Source organism: Paraburkholderia nodosa DSM 21604, from assembly GCF_000519185.1.
Classification (GTDB): Bacteria; Pseudomonadota; Gammaproteobacteria; order Burkholderiales; family Burkholderiaceae; genus Paraburkholderia; species Paraburkholderia nodosa.
This window is the reverse complement of the sequence record NZ_JAFA01000037.1, coordinates 63,884-84,007: the sequence shown is the minus strand read 5'-3', so window position 1 is coordinate 84,007 and position 20,124 is coordinate 63,884. Positions and strand designations below refer to the sequence as shown.

Genomic DNA, 20,124 nt, shown 5'->3' with positions numbered 1-20,124 from the left:
GTCGCTGCGCGCGGCAAGGACGAACTCGGCGTGTGGCTCGCGCCGGACAGCGAACCGGCCGATATCGCCGGCGACTTCGACAAGCTCGCGCTGATCGGCGTGGACTTCCCCGTNTTCCGNGATGGCCGCGGCTTNTCGATCGGCCGCCTGTTGCGCGAGCGCTATGGCTACAAGGGCGAGCTGCGCGCGATCGGCGACGTGCTGCGCGACCAGCTGCGCTTTCACGAGCGCTGCGGCTTCGATGCGTTCGCCGTGCGCGCCGACAAGGACATCCACGACGCGCTCAAGGCGTTCACCGAGTTCACGGTGCAATACCAGGGCGCCTTCGACGAACCGTCGCCGCTGTTCCGCCGCCGTCTGGCTCAACAAGCGCAACAAGGTTCGGCAGCATGAGCACCGTCGCGAACGAAATCACGGCTGAGCTGCAGGCGAAAATCGGGCGCCTCGACGCGCTGCTCGATTCGATCGCGGCGCGTCACGCCGACGTGAAGCTGGCCAGTAGCCTCGCAGCCGAAGACATGCTGCTCACGCACGCGATTCTTTCGCGCGCTGTGAAAATCGGCGTCTTCTCGCTGAACACGGGCCGCCTGCACGCCGAAACGCTCGGCATGATCGACGTGGTGCGCGAGCGCTACGGCTACGAGATCGAGCAGCTTCATCCGCAACAGGACGCGGTGGACGAATACGTCGCCCAGCACGGCCTGAATGCGTTCTACGAGAGCGTCGATCTGCGCAAGCGCTGCTGCGAAATCCGCAAGGTCGAGCCGCTGAACCGTGCGCTTTCGGGCGTTTCCGCCTGGGTCACGGGCCAGCGCCGCGAGCAGTCGGTCACGCGCGCGGAGCTGCACGAGGAAGAACGCGACGAAGCGCGCAATATCGACAAGTTCAATCCGCTCGCCGACTGGACCGAAGCCGATGTCTGGGCCTACCTGCGCGCCTTCGAGGTGCCGGTGAACCCGCTGCACGCCCGCGGCTACCCGAGCATCGGCTGCGAGCCCTGCACGCGCGCGATCCGTCCCGGCGAAGACAGCCGCGCGGGCCGCTGGTGGTGGGAATCGCGCGACACGAAGGAATGTGGCTTGCACATCACGTCCGTGTCGGCCATTCCGGTCGTCGAAGTGTCGTCCGAAGTGTCGTCAATCGGCCAGGCGAACTAAGATTCAAGTTTGTCGCGCCGTCGTGAAGACCGGCGCGCTACCGAATACCGAGTACTGCGTGTCCCGTAAAAAGGGCGCGAATAAACGAAGGATCCGAACATGAGCACCACGCTCGACTCAGCAGTGAACGCACCGCTCCAGGTCACGGCGAACCGCATGGACCATCTCGACTGGCTCGAAGCCGAGTCGATCCACATCCTGCGTGAACTCGTCGCCGAATGCAGCAAGCCTGCGCTGCTGTTCTCGGGCGGCAAGGACTCGGTCGTCGTGCTGGCGCTCGCACTGAAGGCGTTCGGCCTCGGCGCGAACCGCAAGACCGCGCTGCCGTTCCCGCTCGTGCACATCGACACGGGCCACAACTACGAGGAAGTGATCGACTTCCGCGATCGCCGCGCAGCCGAAATCGGCGCGGAACTCGTGGTCGGCCACGTGGAAGATTCGATCAAGCGCGGCACCGTGCGCCTGCGCCGCGAAACCGATTCGCGCAACGCCGCGCAAGCGGTCACGCTGCTGGAAACCATCGAGCAATACGGCTACACGGCGATGATCGGCGGTGCGCGCCGCGACGAAGAGAAGGCCCGCGCGAAGGAGCGCATCTTCTCGTTCCGCGACGAATTCGGCCAGTGGGACCCGAAGGCGCAGCGCCCGGAACTCTGGAGCCTGTACAACGCGCGCCTGCACAAGGGCGAGCACCTGCGCGTGTTCCCGATCTCGAACTGGACGGAACTGGACGTGTGGCAATACATCGAGCGCGAGAAGCTCGAACTGCCGTCGATCTACTACGCGCACCAGCGCGAGATCGTGCGCCGCAACGGCCTGCTCGTGCCGGTCACGCCGCTCACGCCGATGAAGGAAGGCGAAGTCAGCGAAATGGCGCAGGTGCGTTTCCGCACCGTGGGCGACATCAGCTGCACGTGCCCGGTGGCGAGCGATGCCGACAACGTCGAGAAGATCATCGCCGAAACGGCCGTGACCGAGATCACGGAACGCGGTGCGACGCGCATGGACGACCAGGCGTCGGAAGCCGCGATGGAACAGCGCAAGAAGCAAGGTTATTTCTAAAGAGCACGCAGAGGAAAGATTAGACATGGTTACGACGCATCAACCTGAAGACCTCGGCGTGCTGCGCTTCATCACGGCGGGCAGCGTGGACGACGGCAAGAGCACGCTGATCGGCCGCCTGCTGTACGACAGCAAGGCTGTTCTGAGCGACCAGCTCTCGGCGCTTTCGCGTGCGAAGAACAAGCGCACGGTGGGCGACGAGATCGACCTGTCGCTGCTCACCGACGGCCTCGAAGCCGAGCGCGAGCAGGGCATCACGATCGACGTGGCGTACCGTTATTTCGCCACGGCCAAGCGCAAGTTCATCATCGCCGACACGCCGGGCCACGAGCAGTACACGCGCAACATGGTCACGGGCGCTTCGACGGCGCACGCCGCGATCATCCTGATCGACCCGACGCGCGTGACGGTCGAGAACGGTGTCACGCAACTGCTGCCGCAGACCAAGCGCCACAGCGCCATCGTCAAGCTGCTGGGCCTGCAGCACGTGATCGTCGCGATCAACAAGATGGACCTGGTCGATTACAGCGAAGCGACGTTCGACCTGATCCGCGAAGCCTATGTCGTGCTCGCGCGCCAGCTCGGCCTCAATGACGTGCGCTTCGTGCCGGTTTCGGCGCTCAAGGGCGACAACATCGTCGCCGCGAGCGAGCGTATGCCGTGGTATGCGGGCGAGCCGCTGCTCGACGTGCTCGAGCAACTGCCGGTCGCGCAGGCCACGGGCGAAGCGCTGCGCTTCCCGGTGCAGTGGGTCGCGCGCCAGGATGGTTCCAGCGCCGACGACTTCCGCGGTTACATGGGCCGTGTCGAAGCGGGCGAAGTGAAGCTCGGCGACGCCATTTCGGTGCTCCCGGCTGGCCGCAGCGCAACGGTGGCCGAAATCATCGCGCCGGTCCCGGGCGGCACGGCGCAGGTCGACCGCGCGTTCGCGGGCCAGACCGTCACGATCCGTCTTTCGGAAGACGTCGACGTCTCGCGCGGCGACACCTTCGTGCCCGCGGCCGATGCTGCGCAACCCGCGAAGAAGCTCGAAGCGGACCTCTGCTGGTTCGACGAAGAGCCGCTCTCGCAGCAGCGCAAGTACCTGCTCAAGCAGACCACGAGCACGGTGTTCGCGAAGATCGGCGCGGTCAAGCAGGTGCTCGACGTGCACACGCTCTCGCACGCCACCGACCGCCACGAACTCGCGATGAACGATATCGGCCGCGTGGCGCTCTCGCTGCAGAAGCCGCTCGTCTGCGACCTGTATGATGCGAATCCTGGCACCGGCGCATTCGTGCTGATCGACGAGGCGACGCATCACACGGTGGCCGCGGGCATGATCCGCGCGTTCTCGGCGTAAGGCATTGCGCGAGGTTGCGGCCGCGCGCGGCCGCAACAATGGATTCGAAGCATATGGGCAAGGTATATCTGATCGGCGCGGGACCGGGCGCAGCGGACCTCATCACGGTACGCGGCGCACGGCTGCTCGCGAGCGCCGACGTCGTGCTGCACGACGCGCTCGTCGAGCCGGCCATGCTCGAGTACGCGCCGCCAACCGCGAAGTTCATCGCGGTCGGCAAGCGCTGCGGGCAGCGCTCCACGGCGCAGCACTTCATCAACAAGCAACTCGTCGATGCGGCGCGCGAGCACGCCGTGGTCGTGCGCCTGAAGGGCGGCGACCCGATGCTGTTCGGCCGAGCCGACGAGGAGATGCGCGCGCTCGAAGCGGCCGGCATCGAGTTCGAAGTCGTGCCGGGCATTACAGCGGCGCTGGCGAGCGCGGCGACGCTGCAACGCTCGCTCACGCTGCGAGGCGTGGCGCGCAGCGTTGCGCTTGCCACGTATTCGCGCGCGGCGGGCAGCGAGGAGATTCGCGAGCAGGTCAACGCCGATTCGCTCGTGTTCTACATGGGCCGCGACAGCGCGCCCGAGATCGCGCGCCAGCTGATCGACGCGGGCCGCGCGGGCGCCACGCCGGTGGCGATCGTCGAAGCCTGCAGCACCGCGCGCGAGCGCACGCTGACGCTGACGCTGGCCGGTCTCGCAGCGGGTGAGGCGCAGGAGTGGCTCGACCCGGCGCAGCCGAGCCTGCTCATGATCGGCGATGCGTTCGCCGAACGCGCAGGGCAGGCGCAACGCGAGGATGATGCGCAGGACGACCATCGAGGCCGTCGCGCCGCGGCATAAGCGCCACGCGAAAAAAGCCAGCAAAGCAAAACGGGCTCGCTGAAAAGCGAGCCCGTTTTTTTATGCGTGAGCGATTTTAGTCGCGGTCGTTTTCGATGCAGTAGCGCACGATCGCATCGAGCACTGTATCGTCCTCGCCGACAGCGCCCACACAGCGCAGGCGCACATCCGGATGCTCGCTCTGGCATTGCGCGATCAGCGCGGGCAGATCGCGGCGCACGTGGCCGCCCTGGCCAAAGAACACGGGCACGACCGTGATCGTGTCGCAGCCCGCCGCGGCCTGTCCGGCGATGGCATCGGGCAGGCTCGGAGTCATGAGTTCGAGAAAGGCGAGGCCGACCGGACCCGCATCGCCGCGCGCGGCGGCGAGCCTCGTGGCCAGGCGCTGAAACGGCTCTTGCCAGCGCGCGTCGCGTGCGCCGTGGCCGAAGAGAATCATGCCGTGCGTGCCCATGCCTGCGAGCCTGTGCGAATTAGCGGCCGAACGCTTCCGGCATCAATGCCGGTCGACCCATTTGAGCCCGATCAGCCCGACCGCGAGATAGATAAGCCCCGGTGTCGCCGCCGTGAGCGGCGCGGGCCAGGTGTTCAGTGTACCCACGTGCGAGAACAGCGTGTTGACGAGCTGGAAGCTCATGCCGAGCATGATCCCGCCGAACACCTTCATGCCCACCACGCCGGCGCGCGTATGCAGATACGCGAACGGCAGCGAGAGCACGAGCATCACGAACACGGCGAACGGGTAGAGCAGCTTGCGCCAGAACGCAATCTGGTAGCGCTGCGCGTCCTGATGGTTCTCGGTCAGATGCTGGATGTAGCGGAACAGGTTGAACATCGACATCCGGTCGGGCGAAACGAGCAGCACCGAGAGAATGTTCGGCGTGAGCTCCGAGCGCAGCGAGTATTCGGGCGCGGAGGTCTGCTGTGCGCGATAGACCGGATTGAGCGCATCGACCGGCTGGTTCTGCGGCGGCGGCACGCCGATCAGTTGCGTATCGGTCACGTCCTTGAGCAGCCAGTGGCCCGGCGGCTGGAACGTGCCGCTCTTCGCGAGGCGCACGTTGGAGAGCCGGAACTGCGAATCGAATTCGTAGATGCGCACGTTCGTGATGGTCGCGTCGGGCAGCAGCTCGCCCACGTTCACGAAACGCGTGACCTGCTCGCCGTCGGCGCGCGCAGTGAGCGTGTCCTTCACCCACACACCCGACTGGAAGTTGCTCGACACCGCCGAGCCCAACGCCTCGAGACGCACGCGCTCGGAGAGCTGGTCGGTGTAAGGGCCGACGACTTCGCCGATCAGGTAGGTGAGCATCACGAGCGGCACGCCGATCTTGAGCAGCGAGCGCAGCGCCTGGTTGGTGGCGAGACCCGACACGCGAAAGATCGTGTACTCGGAATTCGCGGCCATTTGCGCGAACACGTAGATCGCGGCGATGAGCGCCGCGACCGGGATGATCTCGTAGAGCCGCGAGGGCGCCTGGAGCGCCACGCGCAGCACCGCGTACTGGAATTTGTAGTTGCCGTGGCCGACCGAGTTCAGCTCGTTGATGAGGTCGAAGAAGAAGAACAGGCCGGAGAAGGCGAACAGGATGAAGATGAACGTCAGGTAAACCTGGCGAGCGAAGTATTTTTCGTAGATGCGCATCGGTCAGTATCCCCCTCAGTTTCCAGGAGAGGCGCGCCGGAACATCGCACGTGTAAAGAGCGGCCGGTTGCGCACGCGTATCCAGAAGATGAACACGACGAGCGCGAGCACCACGGCGTGCAGCAGGACGAGACCGACGCCGAAGGACATCTTGCCTTGCTCGATCTGCGACTGCACGACGTTGAGCAGGTTCGAATAGGTGAGGTAGATCAGCACCGCCATCACGAGATTGATCGTGCGGCTGCGGCGCGGGTTCTGGTAGGCAAGCGGAATGCCGAGCAGCATCAGGTTGATCGCGATGAGCGGCAGACCGGCGCGCCAGGCGAGTTCGCCCAGGTTGTCGTTGGTCGGATGGCGCAGGAGGCCCGGCGTGGACGTCGTGCTCGCCGAGGGCGTGTTCACCAGCGGCTGGCTCGTGATCTTCACGCCGTAACGCTGGAACTCGCTGATGCGGAAGTCCGGGTGGCCAGGCTCGCCGTCGTAGCGGCGGCCGTTTTCGAGCACGACGAAGCGGTCGCCGCTCTTCATGGTTTCGGTGTGGCCCGTCTTCGAGACGATCACGCTCACCTTGCCGTTTTCCGTGCTCGTGACGAACACGTTCTCCACGCGGCCCTGGTCGGGGCTCATGCTCTCGATGAAGAACACGCGGTGCGTGGTGGGCGATTCGCGGAACTGGCCAGGCGCCAGCAGCGACACTTCATCGCGCTGCTGGAAGCGCGCGCGAATCAGTTTGCTTTGCGCATTCGACCACGGCCAGCCGATGAACGCGAAGAACACGACGAGCAGGATGATCGGCGCGGCAAAGGTGGCGACCGGTTTGATCAGGCGCGTGAGGCTCACCCCGGAGGAGAGCCACACGACCATTTCGGAATCCTTGTACCAGCGCGTGAGGACGAACAGGATCGACACGAACAGCGTGACGATGAGCATGACGGCCATGTAGCCGATCACGGTGAGTCCGATCAGCACCAGCACGTCGCGCGGGTCGATCTGACCGGACGCGGCGAAGCCGACGATGCGGATCATCATCGTCGTCAGCATGATCGTGAGCAGAACCATGAACACGGCGCCGGCCGTGTACGCGAGTTCGCGCTGCAGGGAACGTTCGAAGATCATTCTTGATGGGCAGGGCGGGCGGACCATGCCGGGAGGCGCGCAGCTCGCGCAACCGCCCAGGAGCCGCCGCGGGAAAAATAGCGGATAATTGCGGCTTTCATCCTAAGCCCTGATTTTATCCGAGGACAAGCGCGATGGACTTTAGCATAAAAGCCTGTGACTGGAGCAAAGGCGGGGACGGCCCCTTCCTGACCGGCAAGTCGGATTGTGTCGTGGTCGGCGTGTTCGAGGCGCAAACGCTCTCGGGCGCGGCGTTCGCGATCGACAGCGCCATTGGCGGCGCAATCGCGCGCGTCGTCAAGGCCGGCGACATCGACGGCAAGGCCGGCTCCACGCTGTTCCTGCCGGAAGTGAGCGGCATCGGCGCATCGCGCGTGCTGCTCGTGGGTCTCGGCAAGCAGGACGCGTTCGGCCAGAAGGCTTACGGCGACGCGGTCAAGGCCGCCTGGCGAGCGATCCTCGGCACGAAAATCGCACAGGTCACCTTCACGCTCGCGCAACTGCCGGTGAAGGAGCGCACGGGCGACTGGGGCGTGCGCACCGCCATTCTCGCGCTGCGCAACGAGACCTATCGCTTCACGCAGATGAAGAGCAAGCCCGACGTCTCGCAGCGGGCCCTCAAGCGCGTGGTCTTCAGCATCGACGCCGCCGAAGAGAAGGCCGCCAAGCTTGCGGCGAAGCAGTCTGTCGCGCTCGCCAACGGCATGGACCTCACGCGCGACCTCGGCAATCTGCCGGGCAACGTGTGCACGCCCACCTATCTCGCGGCCACGGCCAAGAAGCTCGCGCGCGACTGGAAGCTCAAGGTCGAGGTGCTCGGCCAGCGCCAGATCGAGACGCTCAAGATGGGTTCGTTTCTTTCGGTGACAAAGGGCTCCGTCGAGCCGCCGCAGTTCATCGTGCTGCACTATCAGGGCGCAAGCGTCAAGGCCGCGCCGATCGTGCTGGTCGGCAAGGGCATCACGTTCGACACGGGCGGCATTTCGCTCAAGCCCGGCGAGGGCATGGACGAGATGAAGTACGACATGTGCGGCGCGGGCTCGGTGCTCGGCACGATCCGCGCGGTCGCCGAAATGGGGCTCAAGCTCAACGTGATCGGCATCATTCCGACCTGCGAGAACATGCCCGCGGGCAACGCCACGAAGCCGGGCGATATCGTCACGACGATGGCGGGCCTCACGGTCGAAGTGCTCAACACCGACGCCGAAGGCCGCCTGATCCTGTGCGACGCGCTCACCTACGCCGAGCGCTTCAAGCCGGCCGCCGTGGTGGACATCGCCACGCTCACGGGCGCCTGCATCATCGCGCTCGGCCATCACAACAGCGGCCTTTTCTCGAAGGACGACGCGCTCGCGGGCGAACTGCTCGACGCTTCGCGCGAAGCGAACGATCCGGCCTGGCGCCTGCCGCTCGACGACGAGTATCAGGACCAGCTCAAGTCGAACTTTGCCGACCTCGCCAACATCGGCGGGCGTCCGGCGGGCAGCGTGACGGCGGCGTGCTTCCTGTCGCGTTTCACCGACAACTACCCGTGGGCGCACCTCGACATCGCGGGCACGGCGTGGAAGAGCGGCGCGGCCAAGGGGGCAACGGGCCGTCCGGTGCCGCTGCTCGCCCAGTTCCTGATCGATCGCGCCGGGCAATGAGGGCAGGTATGGCGATTGCTGCCCACCTGACGGTGTGTAAAGTGGTGTGGGCATGACGCGCATCGATTTCCACACGAACGTCGGCGACTCGCTGCTGTATGCGTGCCGCCTCGTGCGCAAGGCGTATCAGGCGGGCCAGCAGGCAGTGGTGCTGGCCGAGCCTGCGCGCCTGCGCGCGTTCGACGAAATGTTGTGGACCTTTTCGCCGCTCGACTTCGTGCCGCACTGCATGGCCGACAGCCCGCACGCGGGCGAATCGCCCATCGTGCTGGCAACGGATCTCGAGCGTGCGCCGCATCATCGTGTGCTGCTCAATCTCGGCGCGGAAGTCCCGCCTCAGTTCGCACGCTTCGAACGCCTGCTCGAAGTGATTGGCGATGCGCCCGACGAACTCGCGTCGGGCCGTGAGCGCTATCGTTTCTACCGCGACCGCGGTTACGCGCTCAACAACTACAAGCAGGGCGGCTAAGGCCGGACGCGAGAGGCGTACCGGCGCGAGGCCGACTGCCCCGATCGATGGAGGTAGACATGTCCGGCATGCACGAATCGGAAGATGCTTCGATTCCGCTCTTGAGCGAGGTGATGGTGTCCGGCAATCCGCTGCGCGCGCACAACGTCGAAGAGGCGAAGAGCGCGACGGCCGCTGCCGTCACGGCCGCCGTGGCCGAGCGCGAGGAGGGACTGTTCGCGCACGACGCCGACGCGCTCGTCGAGCGCCTGCGGGGCCGTTGCCTGACCTGGCTCACCGGCGAAGGCCGCGCCGTGATCGAGGCGCGCTGCGGCGCCGCGATGCAGGAACATACAAACTGGCTCGTGGGCCAGGTGTCGCGCGAAATCGGCCTTGCGCTCGAAACGGAGCTCACGAACTGGGTGAAGGCCGCCGTGCGCGAAGAGTTGGCGGCGCGCGCGGGGCGACCGCCTTCGGCCTGATTCAGTCAAGTGTGAGGCGGCGAGCGCTCACCCGGGGCCCGCGCCATCACACCGTTCGCCTCACTTGAGCGTGAGGATCCAGTTCGCGAGCTGGGCCGCCTGGCCTGGGTTCAGCTGCGTGTTGGCCGGCATCTGCACCGTGCCCCACACGCCGCTGCTGCCTTCCAGAATCTTGTGGGTGAGATAGGTCTGCGCGTCGGGCTTGCCCGCGTACTTCGCGGCGACATCGCGCAGGGCGGGACCCATGAAATTGCGGGTCACCGAGTGGCAGCTCATGCAGTTCTGCTGCTGGGCGAGCGCGAGGCCAGTGGGTCCATGCTGCGCGCGGGCCGGGGCTGCCCCGAGTGCGCCGGCAAGGCCGATGGCGAGCGCGGCGGCGAGCGTCGCTGTCTTGTTCTTCGCTTGCGACTTCCGTTTCATACTGGTCTCCGCCAGCGTATGCGCCGGCTGTGTCGTCGCATTATAAAAGCAAAGGGCGCACGTCCTGGACGTGCGCCCTCTGCTTTACTGCAGGTCGAGATTCGAGCGGCGCCTGGCCCCCGCCGGCGCGGCTCAGCGCCGCCTAGCCCGTCACCGCGCCCTGGTTCGCCGGGCGCGCGAGCGCCGCATACTTCGCCATGACACCGCGTGTGTAGCGCGGCGTGGGCTGCTTCCACGCCGCGCGCCGGCGCGCGAGTTCGGCGTCGTCCACGTTCAGTTGCAGCAGGAGCGTGTGAGCGTCGATGGTGATCGAGTCGCCTTCCTGCACCAGCGCGATCGTGCCGCCTTCAAACGCTTCCGGCGCGACGTGGCCCACCACCATGCCCCAGGTGCCGCCCGAGAAGCGTCCATCGGTGATGAGCCCAACCGACTCCCCAAGCCCCTTGCCGATGATCGCCGAAGTCGGCGCGAGCATTTCCGGCATGCCGGGACCGCCCTTCGGGCCGAGATAGCGCAGCACGACCACGTCGCCTGCCTTGATCTCGTCTGCGAGGATGGCTTCCATCGCGCTCTGCTCGTCGTCGAATACGCGCGCGGGGCCCGTGATGACCGGATTCTTCAGGCCTGTGATCTTGGCGACCGCGCCCTCGGTCGCGAGGTTGCCCTTGAGGATCGCCAGGTGGCCTTCCTTGTACAGCGCCTGGCTGATCGGGAAGATCACCTTCTGGTCCACGCGCGGCGTGGAAGGCACGTCCTTGAGTTCTTCCGCGATGGTCTTGCCCGTGATGGTGATGCAGTCGCCATGCAGGAGGCCCGCATCGAGCAGGATCTTGAGGACCTGCGGAATGCCGCCGGCCTCGTGCAGGTCGGTGGCGACGTACTGGCCCGAGGGTTTCAGGTCGCAGATCACCGGCACCTTCTTGCGCATGCGCTCGAAGTCGTCGATGGTCCATTCGATTTCCGCGGCGTGCGCGATGGCGAGATAGTGCAGCACGGCGTTGGTCGAGCCGCCCGTCGCCATGATGAGCGCCACGGCGTTCTCGATCGACTTCTTCGTGATGATGTCGCGCGGCTTGAGGTCCTGCTTGACGGCCTCGACCAGCACGCGCGCCGATTCCGCCGCCGAGTCGACTTTCTCCTCGTCGGGGTTGGCCATCGTCGACGAATACATGAGCGACATGCCGAGCGCCTCGAACGACGAACTCATCGTGTTCGCGGTGTACATGCCGCCGCACGAACCCGTGGATGGGCAGGCGTTTTTCTCGACGCCTTCGAAATCTTCTTCGGTCATGCGCCCCGCGGTGAATTCGCCCACGGCCTCGAACGCCGAGACGATGGTGAGGGCCTTACCCTTCCAGTTACCCGGGCGGATCGTGCCGCCGTACACGTAAATGCCGGGCACGTTGATGCGCGCGAGCGCGATCATGCCGCCAGGCATGTTCTTGTCGCAGCCGCCGATCACGACCACGCCGTCCATCCACTGGCCTTGCACGCAGGTCTCGATGCAGTCCGCGATGACTTCGCGCGAGACGAGCGAGTACTTCATGCCCTCGGTGCCCATCGACATGCCGTCCGAGATCGTGGGCGTGCCGAAGGTCTGCGGGTTCGCGTCGGCGCGCTTGATGGCGTCGACGGCCGCGTCGGTCAGGCGCTGCAGGCCGGCGTTGCACGGCGTGATGGTCGAATGGCCATTGGCGACGCCGATCATCGGCTTGTCGAAATCGGCCTTCTCGTAGCCGAGCGCGTAATACATCGAACGATTGGGCGAGCGGGCGACGCCTTGCGTGATGTGCTTCGAACGACGGTTATAGGGCATGGGGACCTCCGGTGGATTTTGTCTCGGATGCCGGGTGTGGGTTCTGGTTTGGGGGAGCGCCGGCACGTCTATCGAAGCATGCGATTTCGCGAGAGCGCTGTCCAATATATTATTCGTGGTCTATTGAGTCGAAAAACATATCAATACGAGACCGCTGCCGATGAATCCGACTATCCCCGATCTGCGCCAGCTTCGTTATTTCGTCGCCGTGGCCGAGGAGCAGCATTTCGGCCGCGCGGCGGCGCGCCTGTCGATGACGCAGCCGCCGCTTTCGCAGGCCATTCGCGCGCTGGAGGAGACGCTGGGCGTGGAGCTGTTCGCGCGCACGCGCCGTTCGGTCGAATTGACGGCCGTGGGCGCCGATCTGCTGCCGGAGGTGAGGCGCCTCCTGGCGAGCGCCGAAGCGCTGCGGCCGCTCGCCCAGAGCCTCGCGCGCGGCGAGGCGGGCGTGCTTGCGCTGGCCTTCGTTTCGACCGCCGACTACGGCTTGCTGCCGCTTTTGCTGCGCGACTTCGGCGCGCGCTATCCGCGCGTGCGCCTGCAGCTCGCCGAAGCCACGAGCGACGTGCAGGTGGAAGAGCTGGTGGCGGGCCGCATCGACGCCGGCCTCGTGATCGCACCCGTGCCGCCGCGCCACGCGGCCCAGCTCGCTTACCAGCCGATCGCGCGCGAGCCGCTCGTGGTCGCGATGCCCACGGCGCTTTCGGCGCGCCTTGGCGGCCCGTGCGCCGACGACTGGCACGACGAGCCCGTGAGCCTGCGCGATCTCGCCGATGCGCCGCTCGTCGTTTTTCCGCGCCATCTGGCCCCCGGTTTCTACGACACCATCATGGACTGCTACGGCGCGGCCGGCCTCGCGCCGCTCATTGGCCAGGAAGCGATCCAGATGCAGACGATCGTGAGCCTCGTCTCGGCCGGCATGGGCGTGGCGCTCGTGCCGCAGTCGCTGCGCCATCTGCGGCGCACGTGCGTCGTGTACCGGCCGCTCACCGGGGCGGTGCCGGCCATCGAAACGGGCCTCGTCTGGCGCTCGGCCGAGGTGAGCCCGGTGCTCGCGGCGTTCATCGAGATCGTGCGCGCGCACGCGGCGACGGCGGGCGGGCCGGCGCGCGAGGGCTAGCCGGAAGCTGGGTGTGCCGCGCACGTCATCTGTCACCGTGACACTCGCCGCGCATCGCCAAACGTGCATTTTGGTTCGCGCCCCCTCGCGTCGGCGATAATGTCACGCCATGACGTGCTGGCGGCGAACCTCGCCGCTTTGCAAACGTCCAACGCGCTTTGCCCGCTTGCGTGAGCGGCGCGTACTGCTTACAACCCGATTTCAATCGATATCGCCGACAAGACTTCATCCACGATGCTCATCCACCCGAACTTCGACCCCGTCGCCATTCATCTGGGGCCGCTCGCCGTGCGCTGGTACGGCCTCATGTATCTCGTCGGCTTCATTCTGGCGATCGTGATCGGCCGTCTGCGCCTGCGTCTGCCCTACGTGGCCGCGCAGGGCTGGACCGCGAAAGACATCGACGACATGCTGTTCTACGGTGTGCTCGGCACGATACTCGGCGGGCGCTTGGGTTACGTGCTGTTCTACAAGGCGAGCTGGTATTTCGCGCATCCGCTCGACATCTTCAAGGTGTGGGAAGGCGGCATGTCGTTTCACGGCGGCTTCCTCGGCGTGACGTTCGCGATGGTTCTGTTCGCGTGGCAACGCGGCCGCACCTGGCTGCAAGTCACCGACTTCGTCGCGCCGATGGTGCCCACGGGACTCGCCTTTGGCCGTCTCGGCAACTTCATCAACGGCGAGCTGTGGGGCCGCGTGACCTCGCCCGACTCGCCGTGGGCCATGCTGTTTCCGGGCGCCGCGAACGACGACGCCGCGTGGCTCGCCGCGCATCCGCAACTGGCCGCGCAGTGGCATCTGAACGAAGTGTTCGCGCAGTACCATCTGCTGCCGCGCCATCCTTCGGAGCTGTATGAAATCGCGCTGGAAGGCATCGCGCTCTTCATCGTGCTGATTCTGTTCGCGCGCAAGCCGCGCCCCGTTGGCGCAATTTCGGCCATGTTCCTGATCGGCTATGGTCTCGCGCGCTTCACGGTCGAGTTCGCACGCGAACCCGATGACTTCCTCGGCCTGCTCGCGCTCGGCCTCTCGATGGGCCAGTGGCTCTCGCTGCCGATGATCATCGTGGGAATTGGCTTGATGGCGTGGGCGTATCGCCGCGCCAGGCGTGGCAACGACGGCGCGCAGGTAGCGGGCGCAAAGAGCTGACACGCGCACGACGCACTCCGCGTTTTAGCCCATGAAAAAGGCCACGGTTTTCACCGTGGCCTTTTTACTTGCGCGCCTGAACTGCTTGTATGGCGCGCCTTACTTCATCTGCACCGAGCCGGAGACGTTGACCGTCACCGTGGATGTGCCGCCTTCGAGCGGCACCGGCGCCGACATCTTCGCGTCAGCCGAAGCGGCGCGCGCGCTCATCATCATCATGGGGCGCGGCATCACGCCCGAGTGCCCCACGTTCACGTCGCGAATCGTGTAGCTGCTGTAGCCGAACGCGCGCGTGGCCGAGAGCGCCTGGTCGCGAAACGAGGCGATGGCCTGGCCCGAAAGCTTTTGCTCGGCGGCGCGCTGCGCCTCGGGCGACAGCGAGAACTGCACGTTGCCCACCTGCATGATCGACGAGAGGTCGCCGGCGAGCTTCGACGCCGCGGCGAAATCATGCGACTCGAGCACAACTTCCGTGCGGCCGCGCCAGGCGGAGATGCGTCCGTCGCGATCCGTGGAGGGGAAGATCGAGAACTGGCCGGAGTGCGCGGTCACGCCCGCGACGCCTCTGGCGCGTTGGAGCGCGGCGTCGGCGCGCTGATTGAGCGTTGCGGTGAGCGACGCGGGATCGTTCGCTTCCTGTTCGTAGAACAGCGTAATGTTGACGACGTCCTGAGGCACTTCGGCGCTAGCCTGCGCGGAAAGCGAAAGCACGCCCGAGGGCTGCTGGAAGCGCGCGTCGCTCTGTGCGAACGCGGTGCCCGGCGCGAGTGTCATGGCGAGGGGGAGGGCGGCAGCCAATGCGGCGGCGAGCGTGACGGCGGTTTTTCGGTTCATTGAGGCTCCTTGCAGAACTGGCGTCGCGCGCGAGGCATACGTGACGCGCGACTGTGCGCGATTGTGCTTGAAGTCGCGCACGAATGCTGTGTGCGTGCCCGGCCGCGTCAACACCGCATCACATCAGATGTTTTGTGATGAAGTTCCACTCGGCCGTCGTGACCGGCGTGATCGAAAGGCGATTGCCCTTGGCGAGCACGCTCATGTCCGCGAGTTCCTGGTGCTCGCGCAAGGCGGCCAGCGCAATGAGCGGGCACTTCTTCTTGAACACGACGTCGACGAGTATCCAGCGCGGATTCTCGTGCGTCGATTTCGCGTCGTAGTAAGCGCTTTTCGGATCGAACTGCGTGGGATCGGGGTAGGCCGTGGACGACACCTGCGCGAGGCCCGCGATACCGGGCTCAGGGCAGCTCGAGTGATAGAACAGGACGCCGTCGCCTTGCTGCATGGTGTCGCGCATGAAATTGCGCGCCTGATAGTTCCGTACGCCTGTCCAGGGCAGCGTGCGCTGCGGCGCGTTTGCGAGGTCGTCGATGCTTGCTTCGTCGGGTTCGGACTTCATCAGCCAGTAGCGCATGAGTCGAAGTTCACGTCGAAAGGGGGAGGGGCGAGCGTGCGCGCCACGAAACAAGGCAAGTGCAGGCCGCACAATGGAAAACGGCATCGGACTGTGGTCCGATGCCGTTTGAATAGGTCCCCGCCATAGCCGCTAGGCCGGCATCCTGAACCGAGGGTTCAGAATTGGTCGCAGTTAGCAGCACTTCGGGTACATCAGACTGTGTGACGCGCACGCCCGTGCTACAAATTTCCGCAACCGTGCACATGGCATTGGTTCAAGGAATATATGACCTTGGCGAACCAGGCAGGGAAGCTGACTAAACTGGTTGGCAGCGTGTTTAGAAACGCGCGTTTCTAAACAAATCAACGCTACCTATGAACAACATCATACCGCACATTAGCGCTTACAACTGCGATGTACGACAGCGCTTATTGCACACCGTACTGGTGAATCACAGCGCCGAGTTGTTCGTTCATTTGGCGCATTGTACGACGGATTTCTTCGGCTGGGAATGCTTCGCCGTGTCGCACGCTCGTTTGCAGGCGCAGCAGTTCCGAGGCGAGCGAGAGCGCCGCCATGACGGCGATGCGATCGATGCCGCGCACGTTGCTGTGATTGCGGATCTTCGACATTTCGGCGTCCACGCGCGCCACGGCTTCGAGCAGCGCCTGTTCCGTTTCCGGCGAACAGACGAGGCGATAGGTTTGGCCGAGTATCGTCGCTTCGATCTGCTTGGTGGTCATGCATTTTCTCCGTGGCGGGCCGCGTTGCTGTCGTCGTCGTTGCTCTGCGACGGCTCAAGCAGATCGAGCTGGTTGTCGCGCTCGTTACCTGCGCGTGCGCGTGGCAGCTTTTCGAGGATCGCGTTCAGCCGCACCTGCGCATCGTCGATCTTGGCCGAGAGTGCATCGCGCTCGGCTTGCAGCGCGGCGCGCTCCTCGCGGACCTGTTCGAGTTCGGTGCGTGTTTCGTCGCATTGCGCACGCAGCTGCGCGAGTTGCTCTTCGAGTGCGAGGCGTGCTTCGTGTTGGCGCTGATTAATCTCGATCAGCCGCCCGATGTTTTGTGAGAGTGTTTCGAGTTCGTTGAGCATGTGCTGCGTCCTCTAAAGACAGGCATTCTAGCGCGGATTAACGCGTATTTTGATAATTGTGTCGTTTCCAGACGTAACAACCCGGCTTCTTACCCGAATCAGGCCCGAAACCCTCGCTACGTGTGCTGCATAGGCCGGGCGGGAACGTAATTTGCCAAAGCCGCGCGCGCAGCGCATCGTCTCGATCGTGGTCCGCGCGTTATAACATCACGGATTCATGGTTTTTTGCCAGTGCTTTCGCGAACGGCTTGTGCCATGCCGCTTCTGCTACGCGTCATGCTGAATCTTTCGCGATAAACATACTCGCTCTGTCGTGGCCTGCGATAGCCCTATTGTCTTTCTGTGTGAACTTGATTGAATTCCGCCGCCGAGTTTCCCGATGCGTTCCATGAGCCGCGATGAGTCCCACGCTGTGCCGCCGCTGCACGCGTTGCCGCGCCGCTCGATGAGTGCGCGCCGCGCGAGCATGATCTGGGGCGCGCTCGCAGCAGTGGCGCTCGTGGTGTTCGTTGCATCGCTCGCAACCGGCAGCGTGAGCGTGACGTTTGCGCAGGCGCTGGCGGCGCTGGCTCCCGCACATGACGTGCACGGCGCGCCGGACATGGCGGTCGAAATCGTGCGCACGCTGCGCTTGCCGCGCGCGTTGGCGGGTTTTGCATGTGGCGGCTTGCTCGCGCTGGCGGGCGCGCTGCTGCAGGTGCTGCTGCGCAATCCGCTTGCGGAGCCCTATGTGCTGGGCGTTTCGGGGGGCGCTGCCGCATTCGCACTCGTGGCGATGATCGCGGGCGTGGCGTGGTGGGGCGTGCAGGCGAGCGCGTGTGCGGGTGCGTTCGTTTCGATCCTGCTCGTGCTCGGCCTCGCGCGCCGCGAGTTGTGGCGCGGCGAGCCGCAAGACAGCTCGCCGCGGCTGCTCCTGACGGGCGCGGTGACGGCGGCAGGCTGGGGCGCATTGATCACGCTGCTGCTCACGCTCGCGCCTGACACGCGCTTGCGCGGCATGCTGTTCTGGCTCACGGGCGATCTCAATGGCGCGAGCACGCCATGGCCCGCGCTCGCGACGCTTGGCGTGGTCCTTGCGTGCATCGTGCCCGCCGCGCCGATGCTCAACGTGCTGCTGCGCGGCGACGCTGCTGCGCAGGCGCTCGGTGTGCCGGTGCTGCGTCTGCGCGTGGGCATTTATCTTGCCGCGTCGCTCGCGGCGGCCGCTGCCGTGACGACGGGCGGCACCATCGGCTTCGTGGGGCTCGTCGTGCCCCACATGCTGCGCCTCGCGTTCGGCAACGACCAGCGCATGCTCGTGCCCGCCGCCGCGCTCGCGGGCGGCGTGGCCGTGATGGGCGCGGACCTCGTCGCGCGTACGGTAGCGGCGCCCGCGCAGTTGCCGGTGGGCGTCGTGACTGCGCTCGCGGGCGTGCCCGTTTTCCTGTGGATGCTGCTCGCGAGGCGCGGACGATGAGCGATACGCATCCACCCCCGCTCGCGGTCCACGCGCTCACGTTGCGCGCGGGCGCGCGCACGCTCGTGGAATCGCTCACGCAAAGGTTTGCCGCTGGCGAAATCTGGTGCGTGGTGGGCGCGAATGGCGCGGGCAAGACCACGCTGATCGGCGCGCTTGCGGGCCTGGGCGAGCCCTCGGCGGGACGCGTGGAAGTGGAGGGCATCGCGCTCTCGCAGTGGCCGCCGGTGCGCCTCGCGCAGCGCCGCGCGCTGATGCCCCAGGACCAGCGTGACGCCTTCGGTGCGAGCGTGATCGACACTGTGCTGCTCAATCGCTATCCGCATCTTTCGGGCTGGGGCTGGGAAGGCGACGCCGATCGCGCCGCCGCGCATGCCGCGCTCGCCACGCTCGGCCTCGAAGCGTTCGCCGCGCGCGATGTGCTGTCGCTCTCGGGCGGTGAGCGCCAGCGTGTCGCGCTCGCCGCCGCGCTGTGCCAGGGCGCGGCGCTCCTGCTGCTCGACGAGCCGCTCGCGCATCTGGACCTGCATCATCAGATCGCGTGTCTTCAAGCGCTCTCGCACTGGGTGCGCAGTGAAGCGCGGACGGTGCTGTTTTCGTGCCACGATCTCAATCTTGCGCGGCGTTTCGCAACGCACGCGCTCCTGCTCGACGGCCGCGGCGGCTTTCACGCGGGCCCCGTGCGCGATGTGCTCACGCCGGAGCGCGCGAGCGCCGCATTCGGTCATCCGCTCGTGCTGATACGCGAGGGCGCGCACGAGGCGCTTGTCCCTGCACTCGTCCCTGCACCCGGCTCGACATCTTCATCACCGCATTCGCCGGGATCGAACGGCGTGCACTAGTACGCCGCCGTCGCCCGCATCACTTCGAAACGAAACACACCATGACGTCATCGCTTACCGAACTGCTCGCCGTCGAACCGCTCGACCTCTCGTTGCGCGACGAACTGCAACGCCTCATCGACACGAAGACCAAACCGCCCGGCAGTCTCGGCCGCCTCGAAACACTGGCGCGCCAGCTCGGCATGATCCAGGGCACGACGCACCCGAGCGTCGAGCGTCCCGTGATGATCGTGTTCGCAGGGGACCACGGCGTTGCCGCCGAAGGCGTGAGCCCGTATCCGCAGGCCGTGACCGCGCAGATGGTCGCGAACTTCGTGGCAGGGGGCGCGGCGATCAACGTGTTCAGCGACGTGGCGGGACTCACGCTCGAAGTCGTCAACGCGGGCGTGGCGACGCCGCTGCCGCCGTCGCCGACACTCGTCGACGTGCCCATCGCGGCCGGCACGCGCAACTTCGCGCGCGAGCGCGCCATGACGCGCGACGAAGCCATCGCCGCGCTCGCCGCGGGCGCTGGGCGCGTGCGCCATCACGCGGCGCTCGGCACGAACGTGATCGGCTTCGGCGAAATGGGCATTGCGAACACGTCGTCGGCCGCGTGCCTGATGAGCCGGCTGTGCGGCGTGCCGATCGACGAATGCGTCGGGCGCGGCACGGGCCTCGACAATGCGGGCCTTGCGAAAAAGCGCAATGTGCTCGCGGCGGCGCTCGCGCATCATGCCGACGCGCGCGAGCCGCTCGACGTGCTCGCCGCGTTCGGCGGCTTCGAGATCGCGATGATGACGGGCGCGTACCTCGAAGCGGCACGCTCGCGCATGGCGATTCTCGTGGACGGCTTCATCGCCACCTCGGCGCTGCTCGTGGCCGACTCGCTCGCGCCGAACGTGCGCGACTACTGCGTGTTTGCGCACGCATCGAACGAAGCGGGGCACCGCCGCATGCTCGATCACTTCGGCGCGCGCGAACTGCTCGCGCTCGATCTGCGTCTGGGCGAGGGCACCGGCGCGGCGCTCGCGGTGCCGCTGCTGCGCGCGGCGGTGGCGTTCCTCAACGACATGGCGAGCTTCGAGTCGGCCGGCGTCGACAATCGCAGTGATCGCCACGCCTGAGCGC

General features: G+C 66.0%; 22 protein-coding genes and 1 other RNA gene. 13 read left to right on the top strand and 10 right to left on the bottom strand.

What is annotated here, in order from left to right; genetic code table 11:
* The 5 genes from A3CW_RS48665 to cobA all read left to right on the top strand — a co-directional run.
* Positions 1-393 (top strand): DUF934 domain-containing protein (locus A3CW_RS48665; RefSeq protein ID WP_035514919.1); only part of this gene is annotated, 393 nt, incomplete at its 5' end.
* The gene (locus tag A3CW_RS0135485) at positions 390-1,157 is read left to right on the top strand and encodes a phosphoadenylyl-sulfate reductase (protein ID WP_028207776.1); all 768 of its coding nucleotides are present in this window, start codon (positions 390-392) and stop codon (positions 1,155-1,157) included. The genes A3CW_RS48665 and A3CW_RS0135485, both read left to right, overlap by 4 nt.
* A 99-nt stretch (positions 1,158-1,256) precedes the next feature.
* The gene (gene cysD / locus A3CW_RS0135480) at positions 1,257-2,219 is read left to right on the top strand and encodes a sulfate adenylyltransferase subunit CysD (protein ID WP_028207775.1); all 963 of its coding nucleotides are present in this window, start codon (positions 1,257-1,259) and stop codon (positions 2,217-2,219) included.
* Between the two features lie 25 nt (positions 2,220-2,244).
* Positions 2,245-3,561 carry a sulfate adenylyltransferase subunit 1 gene (locus A3CW_RS0135475; RefSeq protein WP_028207774.1) on the top strand — a complete coding sequence of 439 codons (1,317 nt, stop codon included), beginning with the start codon at positions 2,245-2,247 and terminating at the stop codon, positions 3,559-3,561.
* 53 nt (positions 3,562-3,614) lie between these two features.
* Positions 3,615-4,388, top strand: coding sequence for a uroporphyrinogen-III C-methyltransferase (cobA, locus tag A3CW_RS0135470; RefSeq protein ID WP_028207773.1), 774 nt, complete (start codon positions 3,615-3,617; stop codon positions 4,386-4,388).
* A gap of 76 nt (positions 4,389-4,464) precedes the next feature.
* Here cobA and A3CW_RS0135465 read toward each other — a convergent pair whose 3' ends face one another.
* The 3 genes from A3CW_RS0135465 to lptF are packed head-to-tail and all read right to left on the bottom strand — an operon-like array spanning position 4,465 to position 7,149.
* Complete coding sequence (locus tag A3CW_RS0135465) at positions 4,465-4,842, bottom strand: sirohydrochlorin chelatase (protein WP_028207772.1); 378 nt, start codon at positions 4,840-4,842, stop codon at positions 4,465-4,467.
* A 42-nt stretch (positions 4,843-4,884) separates the two neighbouring features.
* The gene (gene lptG / locus A3CW_RS0135460; protein ID WP_028207771.1) at positions 4,885-6,033 is read right to left on the bottom strand and encodes an LPS export ABC transporter permease LptG; all 1,149 of its coding nucleotides are present in this window, start codon (positions 6,031-6,033) and stop codon (positions 4,885-4,887) included.
* A gap of 15 nt (positions 6,034-6,048) precedes the next feature.
* Positions 6,049-7,149, bottom strand: coding sequence for an LPS export ABC transporter permease LptF (gene lptF / locus A3CW_RS0135455; RefSeq protein ID WP_028207770.1), 1,101 nt, complete (start codon positions 7,147-7,149; stop codon positions 6,049-6,051).
* 134 nt (positions 7,150-7,283) lie between these two features.
* Here lptF and A3CW_RS0135450 point away from each other — a divergent pair, with 134 nt between their 5' ends.
* The 3 genes from A3CW_RS0135450 to A3CW_RS50435 are packed head-to-tail and all read left to right on the top strand — an operon-like array spanning position 7,284 to position 9,725.
* Positions 7,284-8,795, top strand: coding sequence for a leucyl aminopeptidase (locus A3CW_RS0135450; protein WP_028207769.1), 1,512 nt, complete (start codon positions 7,284-7,286; stop codon positions 8,793-8,795).
* Positions 8,796-8,847: 52 nt separating this feature from the next.
* Positions 8,848-9,264 carry a DNA polymerase III subunit chi gene (locus A3CW_RS0135445; protein ID WP_028207768.1) on the top strand — a complete coding sequence of 139 codons (417 nt, stop codon included), beginning with the start codon at positions 8,848-8,850 and terminating at the stop codon, positions 9,262-9,264.
* A 59-nt stretch (positions 9,265-9,323) separates the two neighbouring features.
* Positions 9,324-9,725, top strand: coding sequence for a DUF2486 family protein (locus A3CW_RS50435; RefSeq protein ID WP_028207767.1), 402 nt, complete (start codon positions 9,324-9,326; stop codon positions 9,723-9,725).
* Between the two features lie 60 nt (positions 9,726-9,785).
* Here the strand turns inward: A3CW_RS50435 and A3CW_RS0135435 are convergent, their stop codons facing one another.
* Together A3CW_RS0135435 and ilvD are read right to left on the bottom strand one after the other, a co-directional pair.
* Positions 9,786-10,145 (bottom strand): c-type cytochrome, encoded by a 360-nt coding sequence (locus A3CW_RS0135435; RefSeq protein WP_028207766.1) that lies wholly within the window; start codon positions 10,143-10,145, stop codon positions 9,786-9,788.
* Between the two features lie 142 nt (positions 10,146-10,287).
* The gene (gene ilvD / locus A3CW_RS0135430; protein ID WP_028207765.1) at positions 10,288-11,961 is read right to left on the bottom strand and encodes a dihydroxy-acid dehydratase; all 1,674 of its coding nucleotides are present in this window, start codon (positions 11,959-11,961) and stop codon (positions 10,288-10,290) included.
* A 160-nt stretch (positions 11,962-12,121) separates the two neighbouring features.
* Here ilvD and A3CW_RS0135425 point away from each other — a divergent pair, with 160 nt between their 5' ends.
* Both A3CW_RS0135425 and lgt read left to right on the top strand, forming a co-directional pair.
* The gene (locus A3CW_RS0135425; protein WP_028207764.1) at positions 12,122-13,081 is read left to right on the top strand and encodes a LysR family transcriptional regulator; all 960 of its coding nucleotides are present in this window, start codon (positions 12,122-12,124) and stop codon (positions 13,079-13,081) included.
* 234 nt (positions 13,082-13,315) lie between these two features.
* The gene (lgt, locus tag A3CW_RS0135420; RefSeq protein ID WP_028207763.1) at positions 13,316-14,230 is read left to right on the top strand and encodes a prolipoprotein diacylglyceryl transferase; all 915 of its coding nucleotides are present in this window, start codon (positions 13,316-13,318) and stop codon (positions 14,228-14,230) included.
* 99 nt (positions 14,231-14,329) lie between these two features.
* On the opposite strand, the gene A3CW_RS0135415 is transcribed toward lgt, so the two are convergent.
* From A3CW_RS0135415 to A3CW_RS0135400, 5 genes are all read right to left on the bottom strand, one after another.
* Positions 14,330-15,064 (bottom strand): SIMPL domain-containing protein, encoded by a 735-nt coding sequence (locus A3CW_RS0135415; protein ID WP_028207762.1) that lies wholly within the window; start codon positions 15,062-15,064, stop codon positions 14,330-14,332.
* Positions 15,065-15,182: 118 nt separating this feature from the next.
* Complete coding sequence (locus A3CW_RS0135410) at positions 15,183-15,641, bottom strand: EVE domain-containing protein (protein WP_028207761.1); 459 nt, start codon at positions 15,639-15,641, stop codon at positions 15,183-15,185.
* A 113-nt stretch (positions 15,642-15,754) separates the two neighbouring features.
* Positions 15,755-15,936: non-coding RNA, 6S RNA (ssrS, locus tag A3CW_RS50645), on the bottom strand.
* Positions 15,937-16,051: 115 nt separating this feature from the next.
* Positions 16,052-16,366, bottom strand: coding sequence for a cell division protein ZapA (locus A3CW_RS0135405; RefSeq protein ID WP_028207760.1), 315 nt, complete (start codon positions 16,364-16,366; stop codon positions 16,052-16,054).
* The gene (locus A3CW_RS0135400; RefSeq protein WP_028207759.1) at positions 16,363-16,716 is read right to left on the bottom strand and encodes a hypothetical protein; all 354 of its coding nucleotides are present in this window, start codon (positions 16,714-16,716) and stop codon (positions 16,363-16,365) included. The genes A3CW_RS0135405 and A3CW_RS0135400 overlap by 4 nt, the downstream gene beginning before the upstream one ends.
* A gap of 388 nt (positions 16,717-17,104) precedes the next feature.
* On the opposite strand from A3CW_RS0135400, the gene A3CW_RS0135395 reads away from it, so the two are divergent.
* The 3 genes from A3CW_RS0135395 to cobT are packed head-to-tail and all read left to right on the top strand — an operon-like array spanning position 17,105 to position 20,120.
* On the top strand, positions 17,105-18,172 hold the full coding sequence (locus A3CW_RS0135395) for a FecCD family ABC transporter permease (RefSeq protein ID WP_051481935.1): 1,068 nt from the start codon (positions 17,105-17,107) through the stop codon (positions 18,170-18,172).
* Positions 18,169-19,014: an ABC transporter ATP-binding protein gene (locus A3CW_RS48655; RefSeq protein ID WP_051481934.1), complete on the top strand. Its 846-nt coding sequence runs from the start codon at positions 18,169-18,171 to the stop codon at positions 19,012-19,014. Before A3CW_RS0135395 ends, A3CW_RS48655 begins: the two co-directional genes overlap by 4 nt.
* Before the next feature lie 41 nt (positions 19,015-19,055).
* Positions 19,056-20,120, top strand: coding sequence for a nicotinate-nucleotide--dimethylbenzimidazole phosphoribosyltransferase (gene cobT / locus A3CW_RS0135385; RefSeq protein WP_028207757.1), 1,065 nt, complete (start codon positions 19,056-19,058; stop codon positions 20,118-20,120).
* Positions 20,121-20,124 lie beyond the last annotated feature (4 nt).

Coding starts and splice junctions, on each gene's coding strand:
- A3CW_RS0135485 (WP_028207776.1), top strand. CDS start 390: ATGAGCACCGTCGCGAACGAAATCACGGCTGAGCTGCAGGCGAAAATC.
- cysD (WP_028207775.1), top strand. CDS start 1,257: ATGAGCACCACGCTCGACTCAGCAGTGAACGCACCGCTCCAGGTCACG.
- A3CW_RS0135475 (WP_028207774.1), top strand. CDS start 2,245: ATGGTTACGACGCATCAACCTGAAGACCTCGGCGTGCTGCGCTTCATC.
- cobA (WP_028207773.1), top strand. CDS start 3,615: ATGGGCAAGGTATATCTGATCGGCGCGGGACCGGGCGCAGCGGACCTC.
- A3CW_RS0135465 (WP_028207772.1), bottom strand. CDS start 4,842: ATGGGCACGCACGGCATGATTCTCTTCGGCCACGGCGCACGCGACGCG.
- lptG (WP_028207771.1), bottom strand. CDS start 6,033: ATGCGCATCTACGAAAAATACTTCGCTCGCCAGGTTTACCTGACGTTC.
- lptF (WP_028207770.1), bottom strand. CDS start 7,149: ATGATCTTCGAACGTTCCCTGCAGCGCGAACTCGCGTACACGGCCGGC.
- A3CW_RS0135450 (WP_028207769.1), top strand. CDS start 7,284: ATGGACTTTAGCATAAAAGCCTGTGACTGGAGCAAAGGCGGGGACGGC.
- A3CW_RS0135445 (WP_028207768.1), top strand. CDS start 8,848: ATGACGCGCATCGATTTCCACACGAACGTCGGCGACTCGCTGCTGTAT.
- A3CW_RS50435 (WP_028207767.1), top strand. CDS start 9,324: ATGTCCGGCATGCACGAATCGGAAGATGCTTCGATTCCGCTCTTGAGC.
- A3CW_RS0135435 (WP_028207766.1), bottom strand. CDS start 10,145: ATGAAACGGAAGTCGCAAGCGAAGAACAAGACAGCGACGCTCGCCGCC.
- ilvD (WP_028207765.1), bottom strand. CDS start 11,961: ATGCCCTATAACCGTCGTTCGAAGCACATCACGCAAGGCGTCGCCCGC.
- A3CW_RS0135425 (WP_028207764.1), top strand. CDS start 12,122: ATGAATCCGACTATCCCCGATCTGCGCCAGCTTCGTTATTTCGTCGCC.
- lgt (WP_028207763.1), top strand. CDS start 13,316: ATGCTCATCCACCCGAACTTCGACCCCGTCGCCATTCATCTGGGGCCG.
- A3CW_RS0135415 (WP_028207762.1), bottom strand. CDS start 15,064: ATGAACCGAAAAACCGCCGTCACGCTCGCCGCCGCATTGGCTGCCGCC.
- A3CW_RS0135410 (WP_028207761.1), bottom strand. CDS start 15,641: ATGCGCTACTGGCTGATGAAGTCCGAACCCGACGAAGCAAGCATCGAC.
- A3CW_RS0135405 (WP_028207760.1), bottom strand. CDS start 16,366: ATGACCACCAAGCAGATCGAAGCGACGATACTCGGCCAAACCTATCGC.
- A3CW_RS0135400 (WP_028207759.1), bottom strand. CDS start 16,716: ATGCTCAACGAACTCGAAACACTCTCACAAAACATCGGGCGGCTGATC.
- A3CW_RS0135395 (WP_051481935.1), top strand. CDS start 17,105: ATGAGCCGCGATGAGTCCCACGCTGTGCCGCCGCTGCACGCGTTGCCG.
- A3CW_RS48655 (WP_051481934.1), top strand. CDS start 18,169: ATGAGCGATACGCATCCACCCCCGCTCGCGGTCCACGCGCTCACGTTG.
- cobT (WP_028207757.1), top strand. CDS start 19,056: ATGACGTCATCGCTTACCGAACTGCTCGCCGTCGAACCGCTCGACCTC.